This is a genomic window from Phocaeicola abscessus CCUG 55929 (assembly GCF_000312445.1).
Taxonomy (GTDB): Bacteria; Bacteroidota; Bacteroidia; order Bacteroidales; family Bacteroidaceae; genus Phocaeicola; species Phocaeicola abscessus.
The window spans coordinates 306137-329092 of sequence record NZ_HE997184.1 but is presented as its reverse complement, the minus strand read 5'-3'; the positions used below and the strand labels follow the sequence as shown (position 1 = coordinate 329092).

Genomic DNA, 22956 nt, shown 5'->3' with positions numbered 1-22956 from the left:
ACGACCTGTACCTATTTCAATTCTACTAAGTACGATTAAAAGTGCGTCAGATACACCATTAACAGCAAAACCTAACTGAATTTCAATTCTACTAAGTACGATTAAAAGTTTCTTGAGTTATTGATTTGAGCTATCTCGGCATTAAATTTCAATTCTACTAAGTACGATTAAAAGGTATCGGCTCCTGCCCCGCTGCTTTCATCTCCTTGTATTTCAATTCTACTAAGTACGATTAAAAGGCAATCCGGCAACTCCGGTGGTCACTGCAGTAGCAGATTTCAATTCTACTAAGTACGATTAAAAGATTACACGTTCTTGGGCATGAAGAAAGCGGACGGAAATTTCAATTCTACTAAGTACGATTAAAAGAGTGCTTCGTTTCTAAAGGCAAAGCAATACCTTTCGTATTTCAATTCTACTAAGTACGATTAAAAGACAAGATGTTCAACTTTTATAATAATCAATAACGAATTTCAATTCTACTAAGTACGATTAAAAGATCGCTTAATACGCTAAACGATATTGCCGAAGAATATTTCAATTCTACTAAGTACGATTAAAAGACGATCGAAAAGCAGCCTATACTTCTCCGGATAAATATTTCAATTCTACTAAGTACGATTAAAAGTTACTCCTTTGTTATCTAATCTGGCAGCAACATCATTTCAATTCTACTAAGTACGATTAAAAGCCGTTAAATACAATAAAAATAATGCTGATAATCAGCTAATAAATAAAAGATGTCATCAACTTTTTTATTCAAAATGTTGTCGATGGTCAAAAGTATAAAAAAAATTGAGTATCGACAACATTTTTATCGTCTGATTTTCAATATGTCAAAGAACTTACGATGTTTTCACGTGTGATTATTATTGATATAGAATGACAACCGACAACGTGTTATAAAAAGATATCAGTAGTACATCGTTCTTTACCGATAATCTGTTTTTCTAAAAATTTTTCTGTCCTACTTGAAAAAACAATCAGAGAGTCTTCATCGCTGTTCATTATTTTCTCAGCCTTCAAAGTTAACTCTTTTAATTTAACTTCTGTAATTTCGCCTTCAAAAACCGAATTTTGTATCCAATTCAGATATTTCCGACAGAGCTTGAGCATTTTCCCAACCCGTTTCTCGCCGCAGTCATAGACCAGAATCACATACATTACCAGTACATTTTAAACGGTTTATAGTCTTCCATCCCAAGCAGATGTTTTGCCAACTTATAGCATTCGAGCTTGATAAGGTGTTTGTAACTTACGTTGCGATTAAGCGACCGATGCTTAATCGTCTCATTAAAACGTTCCTCCATCGCTTTTACAAAAATCTTCTTCCCCGAAGGATTCAACAGACAACTGTTCAATCGCTTGTCGAAATGACGTTCCTGTATCTCTTTCTTATTAAGAAGTTTGAAAATAACCCTGTCGACAAGAATCGGTTTAAAGATTTCGGAGATATCCAATGCCAGAGAATAGCGCCGCTCGCCGGGTGTGTGCAGATAGCTGACCGTAGGATTGAGTTGCGTTTGATGAATGGCACGTAGGCACTGTGAATAGCACATCATATTTCCGAATGAGATCAAGGCATTCACTTCGTTCCGGGGTGGTTGTTTAGTACGACCTCCCATCTCAAAATCGTTGAGTATAAGATCAAACGCATCGTAATAAACCTGACGGATGTTTCCCTCGATGCCCATCAGCTCGTCGGGGGCAGATGCTTGCTCAATACCATCGGCATAGATTTTTATCTGTTCTAATAAAACTTCCATATCTTTTCCCCGCCGGTTGTAATACTGCAGGTTTTTCTGCATGTTATAGGCCGCTCCGTGAATAAACTGCCGGGCGATTGCCATGCGCCGTTTTTTATCCTGAAAGGCTTTGGTCTGTGCCAAAATCATCCGCCCCGAGAGTAATGTATCCCGCGGCATAAACGATCCGGTATAATTCTCGTAATAATCGAAGAAGTGCAAAGCAATATCATTTTGTCCGAGAAAATTATACAAAGCGCTATTGGCATCGAGCGAACCGAACACATAAAACTGGTCGACCGTTTCGACCGGAATATACCTCGGTTGTCCTTCGCGTTCGATACCGTTTCCGTCATCCTCCATCGGCACGAATTTCAAGGTGTTATCCTTGCGGGACAAACGACCGGGATTAAAAAGATAATAAGTCCTTTTCATACTTTATTCTTCTCATTAAATCCGTCAACATAAGCCTGATGTGGAAATAGCATAGGATTATTAATCAACATCAATAGTTGATTGAGTTGGAAAATAAGTGAAAGAATGGGGGTGTCTTTTACCTCATACCCTTCTAAAGAATGTTTATTTAGCTCCTCAAAACACTTCAAATCAGCATCTAATCTCTTTTTTTTATCTATCTCTTTTTCTATTTCTATTTCTTCTTTTTTCTCCTTTTGATACAGAGCAAAATCTTTAAAAACAGCTTGAGGCTGATTGAAATAGTAATATGCTTTATATAAATTGTCTATTCTTTTTGAAAAGGAAACTCTTAATGTTGAAGTTTTTTCTTGATTATCATTCTTTTTCGTCTGCCTCCTCGATTCTGGAAAGATTGCAATATCAAAGCCAAACATAGGCTCGCCATCTTTATCTGCACATTTCTTATGAGCACATAATATTTTAATAGGTGTAGTTTCTTTCTGAGTTGCAGGAGCTGAAATAGCTATATTCATCGCCATACGAGCAATGGCATTTGAACTTGTCTTTAATTTTTTTATACTATCAACCCAGCTGGTAAGATTTTCTTTATTCTTTTTCCCGGATATATTTTTACTTTTACATTGTACGACTATGGCAACCGCTTCGATTGGTATAAAATGAATATTTCCATAGTTGAAAATATAAGGTGTGTATTGTTCATCAAAAACAGCTATATCCACTTCTTTAGAAACCTCTCCTTGTGAATCAATCAGAAAAACTCCTTGTTTGATAGCGAACTTCATCGGTATGATTTGCCTGAATAAATTCAACCAAATTTTTTCACTGTTATGACCGGCTGTCAAATAATGGTTATCAACTTTCAAATTCAGTTGATTCACTATTGATTTCTCCAAATACTTATAGTTGTCTTTTATATTTTGAACCACTTCTTCTTTATTCATACCTCAATAATTTTAATGTCTTTAATCTCACCTTCTTTAATAGCTGTAATCTGAAGTGAACAGGTTGCTCCGATTTGGGGGATTACACCACTTTCCTTTTTCAGTTTTGATAAACCATTGGCATTAAGATATTGCTTTTCCCCATCTATCGATACTTGCACCTTAGGTATCGGATTTAGCTCTAATAATACACCTTGAATTATGCTATCCTTTTCCAAGTTAGCTCGTTTAAAATCAGGCAAGTCATATTCTTGCTGATAAGCATCTTTATTTATATCTGTAATTTTTACCCAGCCTAACGGATAATCTTGTGAATCAATTGATGTAGCATAATAACTAAATGGAAAATGTTCTGCTCTGGGATGACTGGCATGCAGTACCTTGACGATGTTTGTAAAAATACCGTAATTTTCTGTCCTAATTACCAATAATACAGTATTCATAAAGATTGATTTACCAAAACCGATACATGTAATCGCACTATTCAAATTATTTTCCTTAAGTTGATTGTACAAGTTTTCAAGCATATTATGATAAATGTCCAAATTCTCTTTGGAATAAGATGTTTTAGATTTTTCGCTTTCCTTAAAAGCATTCAACCTGCAAATTTCGAACTCCAAAAAATCGCGACTGAGACTATTTATCGCCTCAAATACTTTGTCGAGCTGTTTTCTCTCTTTTATACATTTTGCAAAATACGTACAACCTCTGTTTTCTCTCCAATCGAGGCTCAAATTAGAAACGGAAATTTCTATTACTGTTTCTTTTCCTTTATCGATAAATTCCTGTAAAGAAGTCGTAAATTCCTTCTTAAGGTCTTCATCCTTTCTGTATTTCTTTTGAAGAGAGGAAATCCGCAAATCTGAATTTTCAAATACTCTGGAATCTAAGATCTTAAAATATGTGGAAGCATTATACTCTCCTTCTAATTTACCAAAAACTACATTCGCAACTTCCTTTTCAAACTCATGCAATAATTTCAGCAGTTCAGCTTTCCTTTCCGTTTCTTCTTTTTTCAGCTCTTTGGTAATCTCATCCTTCTTTTTTGCATTATTTTTGTTACCCTTTGTTTTCCTGTTAATCCTCTCAGCCCAATTTTCAATGCCTTTTTTATTTGTATCAAGAAAACTTGCTAATTTTTCCTTCCCCTCTTCCGTGTCCGTAAGCCACTGATACATAATCGCTGTGCGAATAGCTCCTTTTATGGAAGAACCCGGGATATAAGCCTTATTCTCAGTCTTTATCGTACTATGAAGTTGCACCCATTCAGCTTCCGACTTTAGCTGACAGTTTCTTGCATTTTCTTCTTTTAGATACGATTTTATAGACGCTCCTTTCTCTTTCAGAAAGTCGGCAATAAAACGATTTTTCTTTTTTGCATTGGTTTCTGTTCCTCCACTATGATTGCCACTATATTCCAGGACTTTACTTTCAAAATCGTCTAACCAGTTATTTTGATCGATATCAACCATCAGTTTATCCGTATCTAATAGGTAAAGCCTGTTGCCTTCTATATGATAATCGGTTAATGGAGATAATATTTCGCCATTCCGAATAGCAACCGGGGTTAATGTTTCTATCTTAAGCCGATGTTTTTGAACACCTCCAATGTATTTATTTATCAGTTCTTTCATCTCCGTAAAATTGTGGTATGTTAATGCAAATCGGCTGACCATATCTAAGATGAGCGGTACTAAGAGCAACCGTTCTTCCAAATTCCTGACCCGTGTTATGAATAATAGCGCCTTCCGAAATCATTCTTACTCTTTTTAACTGTTCAATCTCTTTGGATTTTCGTCCGCCTCTTGTTATTAATTTATAGAATAAGCAATTATCAAACTCATTTTTATCAGGTATTAGCAATCCTAAATTGGTCGTAAAACCGGTTGATAAATGTGGAATAGGAAATTCAGGGCCATCCCAGTTGACTCTTTCTACAAATCCACATCCCGAACTTCGTTCTCCGCCTAAACCATTAAAAGCTATCATATCTACAGCATATTTAAATGCAGACTTCATGTTTTCAGGCACGCTGTCATTGATTTCATATAAAAAGTAAAAATGAATGCTTATGCCATTGTTGATTTTGGGTATTTGAATTACAGCTATAGAAAAAGGGCCTTTGGCATTATCATCTGGTTTGTGTTTTACAAGGTTAGGCACAATTTCTTTTGTATAAAGATTTTCAATACGCTCAAGCCCGTTCTTCTTTGGCAGTAATGCTCGTTTTGTTTCTATACAACTACCATTAAACCAATTTTCAGGACTTACGTCCCACAATGCTGTTGGTATGAATTGTATTTTTTTCACTGCCTTAATCATTGAATACTCTTTAATGAAGTTTGTTGCAGTTACCGGCTTGGGTAATAAATATTCGTAGTTATCACCATCCTTAATACAATAGAATCCCGAAGAAATTTTTATGGCTCCGCTTTTGAAGTATGCTAGAAATTCATCTACAAATGCTTTATCCTTTGCTTGTGCTAAATTGTTTACCAAAGCAGAAAACAAGACATCAGAATGTAAAAATTCATCTGTATCCGCGAGGGCTGTATTCGCATCAATCGATGCTTTGCCAAAATGGAATCGACTATTGGGGGTTAATTCTAATAAAACTGCTTTTATCATAATTCGTCGTTTACAGTTTGAATAAATTCTTTGAAGCTCCCGGAATATTCTCGATCATTTTTGTCCAACTTTAATGCTAATAACTTATAATAAGTCACTTTTTCGATATGAAATTTCACTTTACCATTTCCTCTTGAACCGCCACCACCTAAATGATCTAATTCTAAAAGTTTGATCGCTAAGGCCAATTCTTTAAAATAAGGTTCAATCATCGTTTCATCGTAAACATCTAAAGTCATATTCAAAGAGAATACACTGCCGGCTACAGATCTCTCAAGTGGTCGAGGATTGGCTTCTCCGCTAAGTCGTTGAATAGAATTTTCCATTTTCACCTCCAATCCTGTATTATTTACAATAAAACAGTCTTGAATTTTCAGCAAGGCTTCAGCCCCTGAATCTTGTTCTCTATTTTCAGGAGTACCGAAGAGCTTCGCTATGTATTTGATATCACCTCCCTCTTTCTCTAATTCAATATCATTGGCGACATTTTCACTTCCTGCGGCACGAGCCAACATATTTCGCAATTTTCCTTTCAGTGAACTACCCGGAATATAAGGTTCTCCTGTTTTTGTTTTTATTACAGCGTTATCCACACTGCCCACCTCTAAAGAAGTTTGAGCACCTCCGATGTGAAGACCTGAAAGAGTTTTAATTGTTCCGGTTATTTTTATTTTTCCTTTTAAAGTCATTGTATTCATTTTTTACTATAATATTTGTGGTAACTAATTATTGACTCCATAAAAAGCTGAAATCTTTCATTTCTCGCGCTATTACCATTTTTGTGGATAATCAATTCCTTGATAAACTGCGCAAAATTCTGAGCCGTAGGGTTGTTTTGCCTTGCAGCCATATAAATCAGTTGAATTCGTATTTCAGAATCTGATCCTTTCTGAACAACGTCAAATAATTTTCTTAGTTGAGAACCGGTGATACTATTGGCAAGTCTTCTTTGCACCAAATTTTCCACACGAGAAATTAAAAACTCACTTTTGTTAGCACTCAGAATGTTATTAAATGCTTCTTCCTGTGAACCTTTCTCCATAGCCTCTTTCTCGTTTTCATTTTCACAGAAAAAAGACCAAATGGGAGGCTGCTCCAGTTTAATTATTGTTTTCGCCATAGTTTAATTCCTTTTTAGTTGAAAATTCGATTATTCTTGCTGCAACAGGAAAGACGGCCGGATTAATACCTTCTTTGTTCATCAATGCAGATTGCAAAGCTTCTTGGTAGGGTTTAAACAACGCATCCTCCATTTTTCGAAAGTTATTATCGTTCGTTTTTTTCCCCAAGTAATATTTAAGTTTCCAGACTCGAGGAACGTCTACGCAATCTTTAAGAAGTATTCGTTGTTGTAAGGCATGAAATCCTCTAACACTATTTCTGATTTTATCCAAAATAGACCGCTCTATCCGATCATTTTTCAAATAAGGTGATACTAAATTTACTACTTCTAAAATCTGATCGAATTCCTTCCAAGAAAAGACCTCATTAAATATTGAGATACTGTTCTTCTTGTGTTCTGATTTTGAAAAACTTTCATTGAAGTTGTTTTTTTTCTTAGCATCGGACAAAGCTTCTTCCGCCAATTCGGCGAATGAAATCACGGGGTGCTTAGGATCGACAATAACAATACCTGCAGACAGACTATATTCCCCTCCAAAATTTTCTTGAAAAGCATCGTTAATAGCTTTCGCAAATGGTAAAACCTTGTCCCAAGCCCCAACAATAAAGCAATCATCTCCTCCTACAAATATCGGGTAAACATTGCTTTTAAACTCATCCTGCTCCCACCATATCTTGAACAACGTTTTATCGAAAAAGCCTTGAAATTGTTTCGACAGTTTCTGTGCTTGATCTAATGATGAAATTCTATCACTAAACACTGAACCCAAATTATCCACATCCATTTTTAGAATAGCCAATTTATTTGTGCCTGTTCTATGAGCAGCAAAATCACCAAAGGCATCAAAATCTATAAGGTCTTCATCCTTCCTAATCTGGTAATCTTCCCCATAATTTTTCTTTCGATACTCTTTATACTCATCAAGTTTATTATAATTCTTCCAAAATGGCAATTTATTGGCAAGCCTGTTTTCAAAATCCAACTCTCCTTCCGAGAATAAGTTCCCAAGAAGAGCCGTTTCTATTACTTTTGATTTGACCATTCTGTCCGCAATGTTTTTATACAAATCATTGTGCTCCTTTCCTCCTCTATAGGCAGCAAATCTTTCCTTATTCTGCTCGTACTCTTTTTCTTCGTGAAGATAAGGTTCGAAAACAGCATCATTACCTTTATACAGCCGAAGTTTCTCCTTGTTGGATTTTTGTAAAAGAGCCATCCAACTGTCACCAAATTTTTTCTCATCAAGATTTGCTAATGTCAGTACCACACTGATGTCATCGTGCAATAACTCATTATTCAATTGCTGCTGAAGTTTATTAACTTCTTCGTCCGGTTCATCTCCTGTAATCTGAATAAAGAAGTTACCTCCTCCTGAAAAAATAAGCTCTACAGACATTCCAACATCTTTCAGTTTTTTATAGCAATAGTTAAAACACAACTCTGAAATTACAGAAACATAATAAGACTTGGCTTTCAATGTTTTTGCGGCACCGTCACTCTGTGCATTAAATATAAACTCCTGTATTCCGGAGATGTCGCCTTTTAATAAATATTTCTTTTGTTCTTTTTCCATTGAGATTTCCGATTATTTTTATAATAAGTTACACAAATATACGACTTTACTCTTCTCTTGAGTAGCAAAAATCGAAATAGCTGCAACTCTTGCAAATTTTTGCATTGATCGTCGACGGGCAAGATTCGTTTTCAATAAGTGATCGGATTTCAGAAATCGATTTCTGTAACCCCTGACGATCTTCGTCCGAAAATAGGACTTCGTCCGTTTTACGCAGTTTGGGATATTCCAAAATCCCCGTCGCTCCATCGACTCCATTAAGCTCCAGAAGCCAGAGGTAGAATTTTACTTGCCGAACATGGGCCTCTTCCACCTTATCACTCCGCTTGATTTCGTGAATAACCTTATTCCGCGCATCGAAATAATCAATTTGTCCGATTAACGTAATGCCTTCATACTCGGCAGAAATGAGCATCTCTTCGTAGCGTTCGGCACGCTGCGGATAAGAGGTTGCGTGCAGCAACTTCCCGTCGTACACCGTGTCGGAAGTGTGTTCCATATTGATACCGTTGGCGTGTAGCCAACATTCACGCGGACAAACGACATAAAGATTAATAAGCGTAGCGTTGACGTTCATTAGAGGAATTGAGTTTCATTACTATTAAACATTCTATCATTCATTCCAAAGTGAATATCGTAGAAATCCTGCCAGTGTTCAATGAACTTATATCCATATTCACTTTTTGCTTCATCAGAAAAAAGTACAATTCGTTTCTCTATCTTATCCGTAGCAAAAAGAGAGAATACAAATTTCGACATTATTCCTTGTAATATCTTCTCTTTAAATTTTTGTTCGGAAAAATCAATTCTATTTTCAATTGTATTAATATATAAATCAAAAACTTCTCTGCCGCTAATTTCTTTATTTAGATTAGGGAAAATATTGTGTTTTGCTAAAAAGTCCAATTCATTATCGGAAAATATTGGGTCGAAAGAATTATCGGTAGTACCATTTACAGTAATGGGTATATTTAGAGGGATAAAACAAGTCAGATTTCGTTGTTCAATTAACAAAAAATCATTATTAACTTTCTCAAACATTAATGTCTTAATCTTCTGCTCATATTCACTAAACCCGATAGCCATTTGAGTATGATTCCAATTATTTTTTTCATCCAATACTAAATCGTATAACAAGTCAAAATCTTTAGTTTGCAAAATATGCTGATAATCCTCCTTGCGAAGTTTTGTTCTTGTTATTTCCAATCGCTTATCCTCTCCGTAAATAAGCCTCTCTTTATTATAATTGAATAAGAATAGTTTACAATCTTTTTTGTTCACATTCCGATTTATACGCCCGGCTAATTGCTCATCACTATCCACTAAAGAAGTATCTTTAAATCCCAGGTCCATATCAATATCTACACCGGCTTCTACAACTTGCGTGGTTATAAGAAGGATTTTCTTCTTTCTGTTTTTTTTGTTCTTAAGGAAGTTGATAACCTCTTTGCGTCTGTGTTCTAAAATGGTTCCGGAAAGTAAAAATATTTCATCAAAAAAGGTGTCTTTTTCTTTTACTATTTGGTAAAACTCGGAAGCGGTTTTCTTAAAGATAAATTCAATTATAGTATAGACACTTCCTTGAGGTTTTGCGTCTCCAAAATCTTTGGAACTATAAAGTCTCGATTCTGAAAATAATAGGTCTGAAATCTCAGATAGAGTAATATGTTCATTTTCAAGCAAATCAAAATTAAAACTCACTCTATTGCAAAAATTAGGATTTTGAAAGTAGTCTGCTTTTGCATTAGGCAATAAATAAACGAAATTATTTGGTTGATTTTTAATCACTTTTAATTTATCCAGTTTTGGCAATGTCGCCGACATTAGAATAAACTTAATATTATATGTTGCTGCATATTTATTTATAAAATAGATTACCTTATCCCAATGCTTAGGGTTATAAGATTGCAATTCATCTATTACTACAATAGAGTTTGCAAACCTGTGTAAGATGTAGTTCTCTTCTTTTCTATTCGTTTTCAATAGATTAAAAAACTTGATATGAGTAAGTAAACAAAAAGGGAAATTGACAAATAGATTGTCTAAATAATTTGTCCGGTTTTTCCCGTATTCATCATCTTCACTTTGTTTTGTTTTGATTCCTGCTTTCGAATGCAGTTGCACGACTTCATCCTCTGCCAATCTAAATGTTTCGATAATTGATTTATACGTTTGAGTAATTAGTGTGGTAAAGGGGAAAACGTAGAAGACTTTATTGAGTTTTCCTTTGTATTTTTTTAGGAGCTCAATTGTTGCCAACAGTGACAAATTAGTCTTCCCTCCTCCGGTTGGAGCTTCTATATAAAAAAGGTTATTCTGGTAATTTTTCCGGATATTATTTATTACTTCCACTCCCATTTTCCGACGTAGCAAATTCAGATTCTCTCCACTTTCTTCTATTGGATTATTTAATTGTATTTCAAATGAATCACGATATATATATCTATTGTAATTTCTTTTATTTTCCGCTTGGTTAATCCATTCACTATCCGATACGAAAGTATATATTTCATCAATTCTTTGAATGGTGAGCGTTCCCAAATCTTTCATTGATAATTGACTCAAATATTCATTGGTTGCCAGATAGTCGGAAGCTGTGAGTAAGGAATAATTAAGTCGTAAAATAGAATAAAGAGCAAAAGAGTGAATGTACTTATTAAAAGCTGGATGTCCGAATATACCTTTAGTATTTGATAGTGATTTTGTGATATTCGGATTTATAACAAATTGATAGTTATTGATATATTTTTCTAGGAAAGATGCTTTATTGTCGAAGTTTATATCGTCGGAAAGTTTGTCATTAAACTGCTTGGAGTGGTGTTTTAAAATCGGATAAGAAAATAGAAGTACAGATATTATCCCAACTCCTTTTTTCCCTTTGGGGAAAAGTTCTTCTACTTCATTGAGAAATTTGGAAATAAATATGAAAGTACTCAATAAGGAATGATTTTTTCCAATCGGGCTATTAGGTATTTCTTTGCCTTTGAAAAATGGGTTGTTCATCTTTTTCGATGCGGCCTGGAAGTTTTCATTTATCTTCCCAAAATCATGAAAGACAATTGTCTGTACAAAAAGTTTCTTTATAAAATTGCCGGATACATTATCATCTATATTGTTTTCAGAGAGGTATTCACTTATCAATGCATCAATAACATTGTCGAGTCGATGCGTTTCAACCAATAGCTTGAAATACGATACCACTGATTGAATATGTTCGCTTAAAATTTCCGGCTTGGAATATTTTATATTCCAAGCCGGTGGTGTATGTGCATAGTACTTTTCTGCGTCAATAAGATATTCATTAACGTTCCTTGTTTCGTCAACAATATCAGCAACAGTCTTATATAAGTTGCACATAGTAATCTTCGTCGTTTAAATAATATAGATTCTTAAGATTATTTGCATTCTTTATTAAATAAGTCGAAAATACAAATTCACCTAAATCATATTGCATTAATTCCAGATCAAAATCTTTTGGAAGCCGCTCAAAGTACATGAAAGGCAAGTCATCTTTTGTTTTGTCTGAAAAAATATCCGGTTCGAGAATGTCTAAGTTTTCTTTAATTACATAGCTTTTCAAAAAGATAGTTTTTATTTTAATGCTTCCACAAATTTCTGTCTTTTCTTTAAAACTGTATTCTTTACAACTTGATTTTTCCCACCAAGCCGAAAACTCATTCTTTCCAAAATAGGGAATAAATTCACTTTGAGCATTCGATAAGTAATCCAATAGTTTTTTATGGTACTCATTCGTTAAATTCAATAGCATAAATATCCTGTATTTTGGATTGATAAGGGTCATTTCTTCTGTAAGAAAATTGGCACCTTTATTCGCATATCCTATAGTATTGGAGTATTTGATATTGGTTTTCGGATAATTCCCTTTTTCGTTGTCCAAAGGTTGTACTCCTAATTTTAAATTTCTGAAAACCTCGTAATAATGCGGGAGTTTGCCTTTTTGTGTATAACCATCTAATCCTATAATTGCTCCAAAAATTCCCAAAATAGCGGGTTTGTGGATAATATTATAAGAAAGATTGACCGTGTTATTTGTGTCGGGTTTCCGAAAAAAACCGAAATCAGCTTTCAGGTCTATTGAAATAAGTTTTTTCATATTTAATAAAACGTTAAATGGTTATTAAATATTTGTCATAAGTCAATAAACACACTATTTTTCGGTTCGTTGATTACTTTGGTTATTTCTTTGTCATAATACAACTCTATTTTTTCTATCTCGGAAACGATATGTTTTTCTGACAAAAGATTTTTTATTTTTTGTAAATCTATTTCTCTTTGCTCGTTTATGTCAATTAATTTCACCAAAGAAGGAAGTACTAACTTTGAATTGGCTTTTAGCTGAATCCAAAGTAATAGTTCGTTTTCTGTACCCGATTTAGCTGCCGAATCATAATAGGTTGCCCCTTTACGCAATCCCTCTTTTAGTTTTACAATATCATCATCTGTCAGTCCTGTACCGTTTACTCTTGCTACATCATCTTCGATATTCTTTGGGTTTACGGAAAAATGATGAACATAATGACCCTCTTCAAGCCTTGATTGAGTTCCGAGCGTTGTCATAGTGCTGTCGGCGCTTCCTTCATTAGAGTTTCGAAATGGAGACATAATTTGTTCCGAATAAATTACATTTTCGCCAAAGCGGTTTATTCCGGGAGTAATTTGACAAGTACCATGTATGGAAATGTTGGTTTTACCTGCATAAGTTCCACCAAACAGGCGTACGTCAAGACAAGTCAGAATGTTTCTTAAAACCTCTAACCTTAACTTTGTTTTATCTGTTGCTTGAAACTTGCCGAAATTGAATTCATAAGTTTCATCCAACGAACGAGGAGACATCGTTTCTGTCAACGACTTAAAGTAAAACACTCTTTCTTTTAGTGCTTTCTTCCAATAGTTTCTTATTGAATACTTTAATGCTTTATCTGTAGCATAAACAGTTCCGTTGGGTAATTTGCGCGGTTGCCCAGAGAAATCAGCATTGTAGTTGGAATTTACAGATTTGATAATGGCGCAGCCATAAACGCGATTTGAAAATTGATTAGCCATATTACTATTTTTTATTGTTTAGAATTATTACTGAATAATTGATTTTTTGCGAACACACCCGAAAGCAGTTCCGGCAAAAGATGTTTGATGTTACTTTGTGTATCATAGCTTAACACAAAAGCAGCAACCCGTTCAAATTTTTTTGAGAAATTCTCGTGTTTGTAGCGAGCAAAGTCATTGGCAATTGCCTGTTTTAATTCTGTACATTTTGCTTTTTGCAGATAGGGTTCAAGTAATTGATAACTATTATCGTCAGATTTACTTTTTCCCAGAATGTAATAAATTATTTGCCCTGCAGCAAAAGCAAATTCGGCATCAGAAGCATCCCTGACTTTTGCAGTTTCGTTTGTCAAATCATCTACAAACTTTTGATAAGATTCTAATTTACTTGCCATATTTATTTTGTTTTTGGAATTAAAAAAATTATATGCACTATACCAAATATTTAGTTTTTCTTTAATACCATATCCATCCCCTTGTTTTATATCGTCTTTTATGCTATTAAATACCATTTCGTCAAACATATTACCATCTACAGTTTGTCGTTGAGATTTATAAACAAAGTCATAAACCGATTTTCGGAATTTGGAATAAGAGATAAAGGTTAAGTCTTTTTTTTCATAATTGTCTTTATTTAAATCACTGAAATAATCTAATCTTAAATATTTGTTTTGTAGTAATTGTTTGAATATTGTTTGCTCAAATTCAAATACATTGTGAATTTTGGAATAATATTTTAGTTCCTTTTTGTCTTTTTCTTTTATTTCAAACAGGTTTTGTATTTGCAGTTCCAATGTATATTCAAACTTACTTACAAAATCGAAATCTTTAAAAACTATGCCATTTTTGGTGTTAAGCCAATAGAGCAGATAATAATTATCCAAGTCTTTTTGATACACATTTAACAGTTTCTCAATGATTTCCTTATAACCTAACTTAAATCCACTTTCTTGAAAAAGATTTATCATTTTATCTTGCAGTTCCTCCTTATAAACAAACATTGGCAGTGGATTAGGTAATGTTTTGTTAGGCAATAGATTTTGAAAATCATTCAACAATTTTGCATCAACATTTGAAATCCGACCGCTGATATCAAAACTTGCTGTTTGGTGCATTAAAAACGGCATATCGCTATTAAAGCCATTCATAAAGTTGCTTGTACCGAAAATTAATCCTTTATCATTCGGCTTAGTATTGTATTTATCGGTATTAAATAATTTGTCATTTAAGTATTTTTCATGAGACTTTTTATATTCTTCTTTAGGAACATTCAGATAAAATATGATATAATCGGAATCATCTAATTCCTTATAAGCAATCAAGTTTTTCTCTACTTCGGATATTTGATTTTTTAAAGCCTCTTTTTCAATGCTATCTTTTGTGGCTTTTAATTTCTCTTTTAGCGAAACTACTTTTTCTGTCAGCTCTTCTCTTTTCGTCGAATTTTCAGTCTCTATTTTTGTAACTAACGCCGAAAACAAATCCTGAGTAAAAAACAATTTAAAGATTTCATATCGGTAAGCGTCATCGGTATTTTCAAAAAGAGCAAATGCTTTTTCAAAATAACCGTCAAAGCGTTTATAAATCTGCACTCTATTTCTTCTTTCATTTTCCTTATACTTTTCACCTCCCTTTAAATGTTCTCTTTTAAAAGCAACACAAAAGGGCGAACAGGAATGAATGGCTTTCGTAGGTAAATCAAAACATTTGTTTGTGTCAATACACCACGCATTTTGATGCAAAAATTTACATTGATTTAAAAAATCGCCTGGAGATGCTTTGAGTTTCTTGGAATAAATCTCGCATTTATAATTTTCCGTATCTATTTTTACGGTATTATCAATCGAAACCATGTCCAATTTTATGTGCAAACCTTCTTTAGGCGCAGAGCCTAAATTTTTGAACTGCTCATCAACGTTTTCTGTAAAATTTATTATCTCTCGTATCATGTTTTATGTTTAATTCTAAAAATCAGACAATATAAATCCACTATTCCTTTGTTTCTCAACACTCGTCCATATCTCCCTTAAGACCTCATTTGTTTCTTCGAGATCGAAGAAGTTTAGGTCCCATTTTTCACCCCGCTTCATACCGAGCCATTCGCGGTATTCGTTATGTTCAGGATGTTTGGGATTGTTTACGGCTTCAACCATATTGTAAAAGCTGCCAATGCCCCCACAATCCTCTTCCAAGTGGGATCCTTTCCCCGCAAGACAAACCGGAAGAAGAACCGCATCGTCGGTGATATCCGCCAGCTCGACGATATGCCGCCAATCATCACTAAAGTCGTAGATATATATGATCTTTTGCTTAACCTCCTTAAAATAGTCGCTTAGTCGGATTTCGTCGGCACGGTAAAGTTCGCCATAAGGGAATGTGTTCCGTTCTGAAAAACGTTCATCCGGCTCATATTTTTCGTCAAAGCTGAGTGTTATTCTCGGATTGCTGCTCCATCCTTTGGGTGTGAATTCGAACAGATGCGAATCGGCCCATCCGAAAAGAATTTGAATAACTAAATTAAAGTCGTCGAATGTCATCGATTCGTTTACCTTCACTTTTCTCCATATCGGAGGTTTCGCACTGCCGTCGATTTTGATTTTAAATGCGAATGCCATGAGATTAAAATTTATTTTATTGATCTGTTACTCTTTTTATCTCTGTCTCTTTCACACAGCCGAAACCTTGGGAGTTTTTACTGCCGATACCCGTTTCGTATGCTATTTTCATTAATTCTAACGGGGCGGTTAGACTGAAACGGTACATGTAACCGCGAATTTTGTTTTCCTGAGGTGTTCCCTGTTTGAAGCAGATGAGGACAGATTTGGGAGGCGTGAGTGTTTTCAGCTTGAATGGGAAATCTTTCAAAGGGAATTCATTGCCAGTAAATGCTTTGTATTTGCCTAACAGATTGATTTTTACTAATCGGCTGGCATCAGGATTATCTGGCGAGAGATACTTTTCTTTGCCCTCGTCGTTTTTTTGTACGATACAGGAAGGAGAAAGCGTTTCGAAAGTCATCGTATCCTGAAATGGAGGCGGCGGAAGCAATTCGATTCTTTGCACATAAAAGCGGATATTGGCTTCTCGAACGCCTAATTCAAATGCCTGTTCTTTGAACAAGCCTTGGATAAATTCTTGCGTGCTACGTTCGGGCAGAAAAGAGATCTGCCACGTTGCCGTGTCGGAGAGTATTCTTATAAAAGCATCTTCGATATGGTATCGAGGGATTTGTATTCTGGAAAAAGTAAAGAGTTTGAATTTCTTTCTTTCAGCTTTAAATCCGTTTTCGTGGAGCCATGTAGAGAATTCGGTTCCGGATTTTGCTAATATTTTATATATCAATGCCGACGAAGCGTACTGATAATTAAGCGGTAGGCGGTTACCGAAAGCTTTCTTGTCGATCTGTAATGTCAATTTGAATCTCATAGTATTATTCGGGGAATGAGGTGTATATTTTATGAAGGCTAAAGTTATAAAATATTATTAAGGATATAATGATAAAGGAATAAAAAATATAAATATAGGATGAAATTGTGGTTTTATCCGATTGTTTCCATCTAAGAAATAATGTAACATGGTAAACCTTTTTAAATTTGTATAGCGCACGAGCTTGCCAAGCTTTGTTAGATTCCTCACCGAATATTTTCATTCCGGCCAAGTCTTTTGTTTCATCTGCATTGGCTGATTGTTTTATTTTTCAGCATACATATTGAATACGAGTGTACCGCCGTTTATGATATCCTCGTGTGTGATATAGTTCTCCGCGTATGGTTTGCCGTTTAGCCTGACGCTTTCCACATACTTGTTTTCTTTTGAGAGATTTTTTGCAATTACGGTGAAGGTCTTCCCATCTTGTAAATGAAGAACGATTTTCGGAAGCTGGGGGGCTCCGAATATATACTTGCAGCTGACGGGATCGACGGGATAGAATCCCATGGCGGAGAACATGTACCAGGCCGACATTTGCCCGCAATCGTCGTTGCCGCAAAGTCCGTCGGGGTGGGGACTGTATTGGGTGTCAAAGATTCGGCGGATCAGTTCCTGCGTCTTTTTCGATTGACCGGCTAATGCATAGAGATACGCTATATGATGACACGGTTCGTTGCCGTGCGCATACTGACCGATGAGACCAGAGATGTCGACTACATCTGTTTTTAACTCGAGCAGAAACATAGAATCGATCTTTGCCGTGAATTTCTCCGGCCCACCAAATAGTTCAATCAAACCGGGTACGTCATGCTGTACGTGCCAGGTATATTGCCAAGCATTTCCTTCGGTATACCCTGTATTTTCACCTGCTCGCATTGGATCGAAAGGGACTGTCCAACTTCCGTCCGAGAGGCGGGGGCGCATGAAATTGGTTTCGTTGTCGAACAAATTTTTATAAAACTCGGCGCGTTTGGCGAAGTATTCGGCCTCTTTCGTTTTGCCTAAACGTTTGGCCATCTCGGATGCTGCGTAATCGTCGTACACATTTTCCAACGTAGATGAAACGGATTCGTTATCGATCAAATCGCAGGGGAAATAGCCGTACTTCATGTAGACTTCCCAATTCGACTTCAAGGGATGCGAGACGGTTTGGCCGTGTTTGATGATGGCAAATGCCTTTTCCGCATCGAATCCTTTAAATCCCTTGGCATAAGCTTCAGCCACTATCGGAACAGCATGATTGCCCACCATGCAATAATTGTCTTTCCCCCAAAGTTCCCAAATAGGAAGAAAGCCTTGTACTTCTCCGTGCTCTATCAAGGAATTGATAAAATCGTCTACCATCTCAGGTGTCAGGAGGGTGTAAAGGGAGTTGGCCGCACGGTATGTATCCCAACACGAGAATGTGGAATAAGACTTTCCCGTCGCAGATTTTACGACGGAGTCAGTGGAATTGCGATAGAAGCCATCTACGTCCGAGATTTCATTCGGTTGGATCAAGGCATGATACAGACTGGTGTAGTAGTTGATTTTTTCCTCTTTCGTTCCCGTTACGTCTACTCGGCTTAAATAACCGTTCCACGTGTCGTAGGCAGTTTGACGGACAGTATCGAAATCCCAGTCGGCAAGCTCGGTTTCCATATTCTTTTTCGCTCCGGCAATACTGATCGTTGAGAGGCCGATTTTCATCAGCAATGCTTCTTCCGCTTTCAGGTCGAATGAGGCGATGATGCGTTGTCCTTTTTCCTTTTCCGTAGCCCGAGGCAAAAGGAGATGATTGGTTACGGGGCGATCGAATTTCAGTACGAAGAAATAATCTTGTTCTACCCACACTGTATTTTTTACATGTCCGGTCAAGGTTTGTGCGTCTTCCCATTGTGTATGGCAGAGATCGACTTGCGAATGATAAATGTTTTCATTCCACGCCGGCCCGTGTTGCAAGTCGATCAGGACGGAGGCAGAGTCGGCCTGATGGAACGTATATCGATGCAAGGTTACGTGAGTTGTCGCAGTCAGTTCCGCTTTTACTTTCGGTTTGTCGAGTTCTACGGCGTAGTAGCCGGGAACGGCGTGTTCGTTCGATTTGGAGAAAGTGCTTCTGTAAGCATCCCAGCTTCTGATTCGGTTTCCTGTAATCGGCATGATGAGGATATCGCCCAAATCCATGCATCCCGTGCCGTTGAGATGAGTTTGAGTGAATCCCCAGACGACGGAATCCGCATTCATGTATTCGGAGCAATATCCCCAACCGATAGCACCTGTCACAGGGCTTGTTTGAACGAGGCCGAACGGTACGCAGGCTCCGGGGAACGTATGTCCGTTGGCTGCGCCTCCGATAAAGGTGTTCACGTACTGTGCGTAATCTTTCTTCGCCGCTTGCTCTGGGCGGCAACCTGTCAAACAGACGGTCGAGATGGAGAAAATAAGATAGCAGAATGTCTTTTTCATCGATGTAATGTTATATCAAGTTGAAATGTCGTAGTGCCTTGGCGACACCGTCTTCGTCGATTTCCGTCGTCACATAATCGGCTGCAGCTTTGACTTTATCGCCGGCATTTCCCATCGCCACGCCTATAGCTACATGTCTGAGCATAGGTATATCGTTGCCGCCATCGCCGAAAGCCATGCTCTCGGATAGATCGATATGGAAATAATCGAGTACTTTATCGATACCCGTCCGTTTACTGTTTCCCGAAGTAATGATGTCGGCAAAGAGGGGGTGCCAGCGCATTGGCGTACAATGTGTCAGAATCTGATTGAAAAGATTTAATCGGTTTTCTCTTTCTTCTTCTTCGGTAAAATATCCCATCATCTGAAAGAAATCTTTATGGCGAGCATCTTCTACAGGAGCAACTCGCGGCACAGGGAGGCGAATAAGGTTGGCAATTGCCTTGACACGTTCGTTGATACCTGTTACGAACATGTCCGTACCATCGGTAAAGACGAAGGGGATTTCGTCGGTAATGCCTGAGTCGATAAGGCGGCCGACATCTTCTCGGGGAATACTGCTTTCGTAGATCGGCTTGAAGTCTGCAGTGAAGCAAGAGCAGCCGTTTACGGTGATATAACCGTCGAAGACAGTATCTTCCAGATTGTCGATAAGGATCCAGGGACGTCCCGTCGCAATAAAGGTTTTAATGCCGTCGGCACGTAAAGCGGATATGGCTTCTTGAGCGGAATCGGGAATACGGTGCGTTCGGAAAGAGACCAATGTCCCGTCAATATCGAAGAAAATGGCTTTTGTTTTCATAATACAAATATGCGAATTTTTTCTAACTTTGCGTAGTTATTATCATTAAAAAGAATAATGATGCGGTACTTTACAAATGTAAAAGATATGGGTAACTTGAACGAAGCGTTGGAGGAAGCCTTTGAAATTAAGCGGGATCGTTACCTATATGAACGGTTGGGACGCCATAAGACGTGTTTGCTTATCTTCTTTAATAACAGTCTGCGTACTCGATTGAGTACGCAAAAAGCCGCCCGTAATTTAGGAATGGACGTGATCGTGCTCGATGTCAATCAGGGGGCGTGGAAGCTAGAGACCGAACGAGGAGTGGTGATGGACGGCGATAAGAGCGAACACCTGCTGGAAGCGATTCCGGTGATGGGGAATTATGCCGATATTATCGGCGTACGCTCGTTTGCGCGTTTAGAGAGTCGTGAAGATGATTATACGGAGAAGATTTTGAACCAGTTCATTCGGTACTCAGGTTGTCCGGTCTTCTCGATGGAAGCGGCTACCGGCCATCCGTTGCAGGCCTTTGCCGATTGGATAACCATTGAAGAGTGTAAGAAAAGGCGATGTCCGAAAGTGGTTCTTTCTTGGGCCCCACATCCGCGTGCTTTGCCGCAAGCAGTACCGAATTCGTTTGCCGACTGGATGAACGAAGCCGATGTGGAATTCGTCATCACCCATCCCGAAGGTTATGAGTTAGACCCGAAGTTCGTGCGCAAAGCGAAGGTGGAATATGATCAGAAAAAAGCCTTTGCGGGAGCCGATTTTATTTACGCCAAGAATTGGGCTTGTCCGGGTGTGACCGATCCGGCTGATTACGGGAAGATATTGAGTAGAGACAGGAGTTGGATGGTCGATATGGAGCACATGTCGTGGACGAACGACGCCTTCTTCATGCATTGTTTGCCTGTCCGACGCAATATGATCGTCACCGACGATGTCATCGAGGCTTCCACATCGTTGGTCATTCCAGAAGCTGCCAATCGTGAGATCTCTGCTTCGGTCGTATTGAAACGCTTGCTGAAAAGTTTGGAATAATCTACCCGTAAAGTCGATTAAATCGTTTCGAAACCTTTCGACGGAAGGCGTGAATACATGCTTTCTGTCACGAGTTCCTCGTGTGATACTTTCCATTGGAAATTGTTAAAGCATACGCCGTTTAGTTAATGTGTGTTGTAAATTATCTGTTTTCTGATGGAAACTTGTTTTATCAAAAAGAACCTGTTTATCTTTGTGACGTTTTCCGACGGAAAATATAAATAAAAAGAATTATGAAGATTAAATTAGTATTTACGTTTATGTTGGTTTTGACCATTTTGCCTACGGGGTGTTCGGAAGCCAAGCAGAAACGACAAAAGGAACAGAGAAAGGAGATTAAAACGATGAAAACGAAAGAATTGACGGCGGAGGAATTCAAGAATAAGATCATGGATTACGAAAAGAATCCGCAGAAATGGGAATTCAAGGGTAATTTACCTGCTATTATCGATTTCTATGCTACCTGGTGCGGCCCTTGCAAGGCTACCGCGCCGATATTGGATAGCTTGGCGGAAGAATACGACGGTCAGTTGGATATCTATAAGGTAGATGTTGACAAGGAGCAGGAATTGGCTGCCATGTTTGGCATTCGCTCTATCCCGTCCATACTTTTTATTCCGAAAGAGGGCACGCCTAAGATGCAGGTAGGCGCCATGAACAAAATGCAATTCGAGGAAGTAATCAAATCGGATTTGCTCAAATAAGAAACGGGCATAATACGCTCGGTATCGAGCGCCTGTTCCGATGGATACGAGAGGCGTACATGGCTGCTATGCCATACGTTGCGTCCTTGGTCGGTCTGCAACTCGATGGGGCGAGGAATCATTGATAGGCTATTTGTTGTGAAACGTAATAATTCAGCCAATTGGTAAACAGTAGGTTGGAATGCGCCCGCCAACGCACCAATGGTCTTTTCACCGGATCGTCGTCCACATAATAGTGCTGGGGGACTTCGGTAGGAAGTCCCCTGTTCAAGTCACGCTGGTATTCCATGTCCAGGCGAAGAGGTTCATATTCCGAATGACCGGTAATGAAGAATTCCCGACCTTTTCGAGCCGTTGCCATATAAACGCCTGACTCTTCGCTTTCGGCGAGGAGAGTCAACGCTTTCACTTTCAGTACGTCTTCTTTCCGAATTTCCGTATAACGGCTGTGCGGCACATAGAATACGTCGTCGAAACCGTGAAAGATGGGTACCCCTTCTACGTCCAGTCGATGCGGAAAAATACCGAACATCTTCTTATCCAATCGATATTTGGGGATATGATGAAAGTGATAAAGAGCGGCCTGCGACGCCCAGCAGATATACAGGGCGGAGGGGATCTGCTCATGCGCCCAGTCGAATACTTCGATCAGCTCCTGCCAATAGTCTACTTCTTCGAAAGGAATCAATTCCACAGGAGCTCCGGTAATGATCAGCCCGTCGAAATGTTGATTCTTTAGCTCGTCGAAAAACCGATAGAACCGATTCAAATGTACTAACGGAGTATTTTTGGAGGTGTGCGAACGCAATTTCATGAACGTTAGTTCTACCCACAGGGGGGAGTTGGAGAGCAAGCGGATGTAATCGGCTTCGGTGGAGATCTTTAACGGCATCAGGTTCAGCAGCGCCACACGTAATGGAGCAAAGTGGTGTCGAATCGTTTCCGATTGGCCGTAGACGCGGATATGTTCTTCCTGCAGCAACTCGATGGCAGGTAAGTTATCAGGAATAATCACAGACATTATCGTTCGATTTA

20 protein-coding genes and 1 CRISPR repeat array (1 of these 21 running past the window's edge) are annotated in these 22956 nt (G+C 37.7%); of the genes, 2 read left to right on the top strand and 18 right to left on the bottom strand.

Annotation, left to right across the window (positions count from 1 at the left end):
- Window positions 1-691: direct repeats of the CRISPR family, unit length 29 nt; unit sequence ATTTCAATTCTACTAAGTACGATTAAAAG (it extends 2771 nt beyond the left edge of the window).
- A 209-nt stretch (window positions 692-900) separates the two neighbouring features.
- The 17 genes from cas2 to BN102_RS07755 all read right to left on the bottom strand — a co-directional run bounded on the left by cas2 (window position 901) and on the right by BN102_RS07755 (window position 20191).
- A complete protein-coding gene (gene cas2, locus BN102_RS07835) occupies window positions 901-1164 on the bottom strand; it encodes a CRISPR-associated endonuclease Cas2 (RefSeq protein WP_019208571.1) in 264 nt (87 codons plus the stop codon).
- Window positions 1164-2180 (bottom strand): type I-B CRISPR-associated endonuclease Cas1b, encoded by a 1017-nt coding sequence (gene cas1b / locus BN102_RS07830; protein ID WP_019208570.1) that lies wholly within the window; start codon window positions 2178-2180, stop codon window positions 1164-1166. Before cas1b ends, cas2 begins: the two co-directional genes overlap by 1 nt.
- On the bottom strand, window positions 2177-3124 hold the full coding sequence (locus BN102_RS07825; RefSeq protein ID WP_019208569.1) for a DUF6602 domain-containing protein: 948 nt from the start codon (window positions 3122-3124) through the stop codon (window positions 2177-2179). The genes cas1b and BN102_RS07825 overlap by 4 nt, the downstream gene beginning before the upstream one ends.
- Window positions 3121-4758, bottom strand: a complete 1638-nt coding sequence (csm5, locus tag BN102_RS07820) for a type III-A CRISPR-associated RAMP protein Csm5 (protein ID WP_019208568.1) — start codon at window positions 4756-4758, stop codon at window positions 3121-3123. The genes BN102_RS07825 and csm5 overlap by 4 nt, the downstream gene beginning before the upstream one ends.
- Window positions 4739-5752, bottom strand: coding sequence for a type III-A CRISPR-associated RAMP protein Csm4 (gene csm4 / locus BN102_RS07815; RefSeq protein ID WP_019208567.1), 1014 nt, complete (start codon window positions 5750-5752; stop codon window positions 4739-4741). The genes csm5 and csm4 overlap by 20 nt, the downstream gene beginning before the upstream one ends.
- Window positions 5749-6450 carry a type III-A CRISPR-associated RAMP protein Csm3 gene (gene csm3 / locus BN102_RS07810; RefSeq protein WP_019208566.1) on the bottom strand — a complete coding sequence of 234 codons (702 nt, stop codon included), beginning with the start codon at window positions 6448-6450 and terminating at the stop codon, window positions 5749-5751. Before csm3 ends, csm4 begins: the two co-directional genes overlap by 4 nt.
- Window positions 6447-6872, bottom strand: a complete 426-nt coding sequence (gene csm2 / locus BN102_RS07805; RefSeq protein WP_019208565.1) for a type III-A CRISPR-associated protein Csm2 — start codon at window positions 6870-6872, stop codon at window positions 6447-6449. The genes csm3 and csm2 overlap by 4 nt, the downstream gene beginning before the upstream one ends.
- Window positions 6853-8448, bottom strand: a complete 1596-nt coding sequence (cas10, locus tag BN102_RS07800; RefSeq protein ID WP_019208564.1) for a type III-A CRISPR-associated protein Cas10/Csm1 — start codon at window positions 8446-8448, stop codon at window positions 6853-6855. Before cas10 ends, csm2 begins: the two co-directional genes overlap by 20 nt.
- Before the next feature lie 46 nt (window positions 8449-8494).
- Window positions 8495-9025: a CRISPR-associated protein Cas4 gene (cas4, locus tag BN102_RS07795; protein WP_019208563.1), complete on the bottom strand. Its 531-nt coding sequence runs from the start codon at window positions 9023-9025 to the stop codon at window positions 8495-8497.
- The gene (locus tag BN102_RS07790; RefSeq protein WP_019208562.1) at window positions 9025-11805 is read right to left on the bottom strand and encodes a CRISPR-associated helicase/endonuclease Cas3; all 2781 of its coding nucleotides are present in this window, start codon (window positions 11803-11805) and stop codon (window positions 9025-9027) included. Before BN102_RS07790 ends, cas4 begins: the two co-directional genes overlap by 1 nt.
- Window positions 11789-12562, bottom strand: coding sequence for a type I-B CRISPR-associated protein Cas5b (gene cas5b / locus BN102_RS07785; RefSeq protein WP_019208561.1), 774 nt, complete (start codon window positions 12560-12562; stop codon window positions 11789-11791). Before cas5b ends, BN102_RS07790 begins: the two co-directional genes overlap by 17 nt.
- A 35-nt stretch (window positions 12563-12597) precedes the next feature.
- Complete coding sequence (locus tag BN102_RS07780) at window positions 12598-13512, bottom strand: type I CRISPR-associated protein Cas7 (RefSeq protein ID WP_019208560.1); 915 nt, start codon at window positions 13510-13512, stop codon at window positions 12598-12600.
- An 11-nt stretch (window positions 13513-13523) separates the two neighbouring features.
- Window positions 13524-15461, bottom strand: a complete 1938-nt coding sequence (locus tag BN102_RS07775) for a hypothetical protein (protein WP_019208559.1) — start codon at window positions 15459-15461, stop codon at window positions 13524-13526.
- Window positions 15462-15476: 15 nt separating this feature from the next.
- Window positions 15477-16127 carry a plasmid pRiA4b ORF-3 family protein gene (locus tag BN102_RS07770; protein WP_019208558.1) on the bottom strand — a complete coding sequence of 217 codons (651 nt, stop codon included), beginning with the start codon at window positions 16125-16127 and terminating at the stop codon, window positions 15477-15479.
- Between the two features lie 16 nt (window positions 16128-16143).
- Entirely contained in the window at window positions 16144-16938 is a 795-nt protein-coding gene (cas6, locus tag BN102_RS07765) for a CRISPR-associated endoribonuclease Cas6 (protein WP_019208557.1), read from the bottom strand.
- Window positions 16939-17202: 264 nt separating this feature from the next.
- Window positions 17203-19389, bottom strand: a complete 2187-nt coding sequence (locus BN102_RS07760) for a GH92 family glycosyl hydrolase (RefSeq protein ID WP_019208556.1) — start codon at window positions 19387-19389, stop codon at window positions 17203-17205.
- Between the two features lie 10 nt (window positions 19390-19399).
- Window positions 19400-20191 (bottom strand): Cof-type HAD-IIB family hydrolase, encoded by a 792-nt coding sequence (locus tag BN102_RS07755; protein ID WP_019208555.1) that lies wholly within the window; start codon window positions 20189-20191, stop codon window positions 19400-19402.
- Window positions 20192-20251: 60 nt separating this feature from the next.
- Here BN102_RS07755 and BN102_RS07750 point away from each other — a divergent pair, with 60 nt between their 5' ends.
- On the top strand, window positions 20252-21217 hold the full coding sequence (locus BN102_RS07750) for a Rossmann-fold NAD(P)-binding domain-containing protein (protein WP_019208554.1): 966 nt from the start codon (window positions 20252-20254) through the stop codon (window positions 21215-21217).
- Window positions 21218-21450: 233 nt separating this feature from the next.
- The gene (gene trxA / locus BN102_RS07745; RefSeq protein WP_019208553.1) at window positions 21451-21921 is read left to right on the top strand and encodes a thioredoxin; all 471 of its coding nucleotides are present in this window, start codon (window positions 21451-21453) and stop codon (window positions 21919-21921) included.
- 118 nt (window positions 21922-22039) lie between these two features.
- Here trxA and BN102_RS07740 read toward each other — a convergent pair whose 3' ends face one another.
- Complete coding sequence (locus BN102_RS07740; protein WP_019208552.1) at window positions 22040-22942, bottom strand: homoserine O-succinyltransferase; 903 nt, start codon at window positions 22940-22942, stop codon at window positions 22040-22042.
- Window positions 22943-22956 lie beyond the last annotated feature (14 nt).

Coding starts and splice junctions, on each gene's coding strand:
- trxA (WP_019208553.1), top strand. CDS start 21,451: ATGAAGATTAAATTAGTATTTACGTTTATGTTGGTTTTGACCATTTTG.
- cas5b (WP_019208561.1), bottom strand. CDS start 12,562: ATGAAAAAACTTATTTCAATAGACCTGAAAGCTGATTTCGGTTTTTTT.
- BN102_RS07755 (WP_019208555.1), bottom strand. CDS start 20,191: ATGAAAACAAAAGCCATTTTCTTCGATATTGACGGGACATTGGTCTCT.
- BN102_RS07780 (WP_019208560.1), bottom strand. CDS start 13,512: ATGGCTAATCAATTTTCAAATCGCGTTTATGGCTGCGCCATTATCAAA.
- csm2 (WP_019208565.1), bottom strand. CDS start 6,872: ATGGCGAAAACAATAATTAAACTGGAGCAGCCTCCCATTTGGTCTTTT.
- BN102_RS07790 (WP_019208562.1), bottom strand. CDS start 11,805: ATGTGCAACTTATATAAGACTGTTGCTGATATTGTTGACGAAACAAGG.
- cas6 (WP_019208557.1), bottom strand. CDS start 16,938: ATGAGATTCAAATTGACATTACAGATCGACAAGAAAGCTTTCGGTAAC.
- BN102_RS07750 (WP_019208554.1), top strand. CDS start 20,252: ATGCGGTACTTTACAAATGTAAAAGATATGGGTAACTTGAACGAAGCG.
- csm4 (WP_019208567.1), bottom strand. CDS start 5,752: ATGATAAAAGCAGTTTTATTAGAATTAACCCCCAATAGTCGATTCCAT.
- csm3 (WP_019208566.1), bottom strand. CDS start 6,450: ATGAATACAATGACTTTAAAAGGAAAAATAAAAATAACCGGAACAATT.
- BN102_RS07770 (WP_019208558.1), bottom strand. CDS start 16,127: ATGGCATTCGCATTTAAAATCAAAATCGACGGCAGTGCGAAACCTCCG.
- BN102_RS07760 (WP_019208556.1), bottom strand. CDS start 19,389: ATGAAAAAGACATTCTGCTATCTTATTTTCTCCATCTCGACCGTCTGT.
- cas4 (WP_019208563.1), bottom strand. CDS start 9,025: ATGAACGTCAACGCTACGCTTATTAATCTTTATGTCGTTTGTCCGCGT.
- BN102_RS07825 (WP_019208569.1), bottom strand. CDS start 3,124: ATGAATAAAGAAGAAGTGGTTCAAAATATAAAAGACAACTATAAGTAT.
- cas10 (WP_019208564.1), bottom strand. CDS start 8,448: ATGGAAAAAGAACAAAAGAAATATTTATTAAAAGGCGACATCTCCGGA.
- BN102_RS07775 (WP_019208559.1), bottom strand. CDS start 15,461: ATGATACGAGAGATAATAAATTTTACAGAAAACGTTGATGAGCAGTTC.
- cas1b (WP_019208570.1), bottom strand. CDS start 2,180: ATGAAAAGGACTTATTATCTTTTTAATCCCGGTCGTTTGTCCCGCAAG.
- BN102_RS07740 (WP_019208552.1), bottom strand. CDS start 22,942: ATGTCTGTGATTATTCCTGATAACTTACCTGCCATCGAGTTGCTGCAG.
- csm5 (WP_019208568.1), bottom strand. CDS start 4,758: ATGAAAGAACTGATAAATAAATACATTGGAGGTGTTCAAAAACATCGG.
- cas2 (WP_019208571.1), bottom strand. CDS start 1,164: ATGTATGTGATTCTGGTCTATGACTGCGGCGAGAAACGGGTTGGGAAA.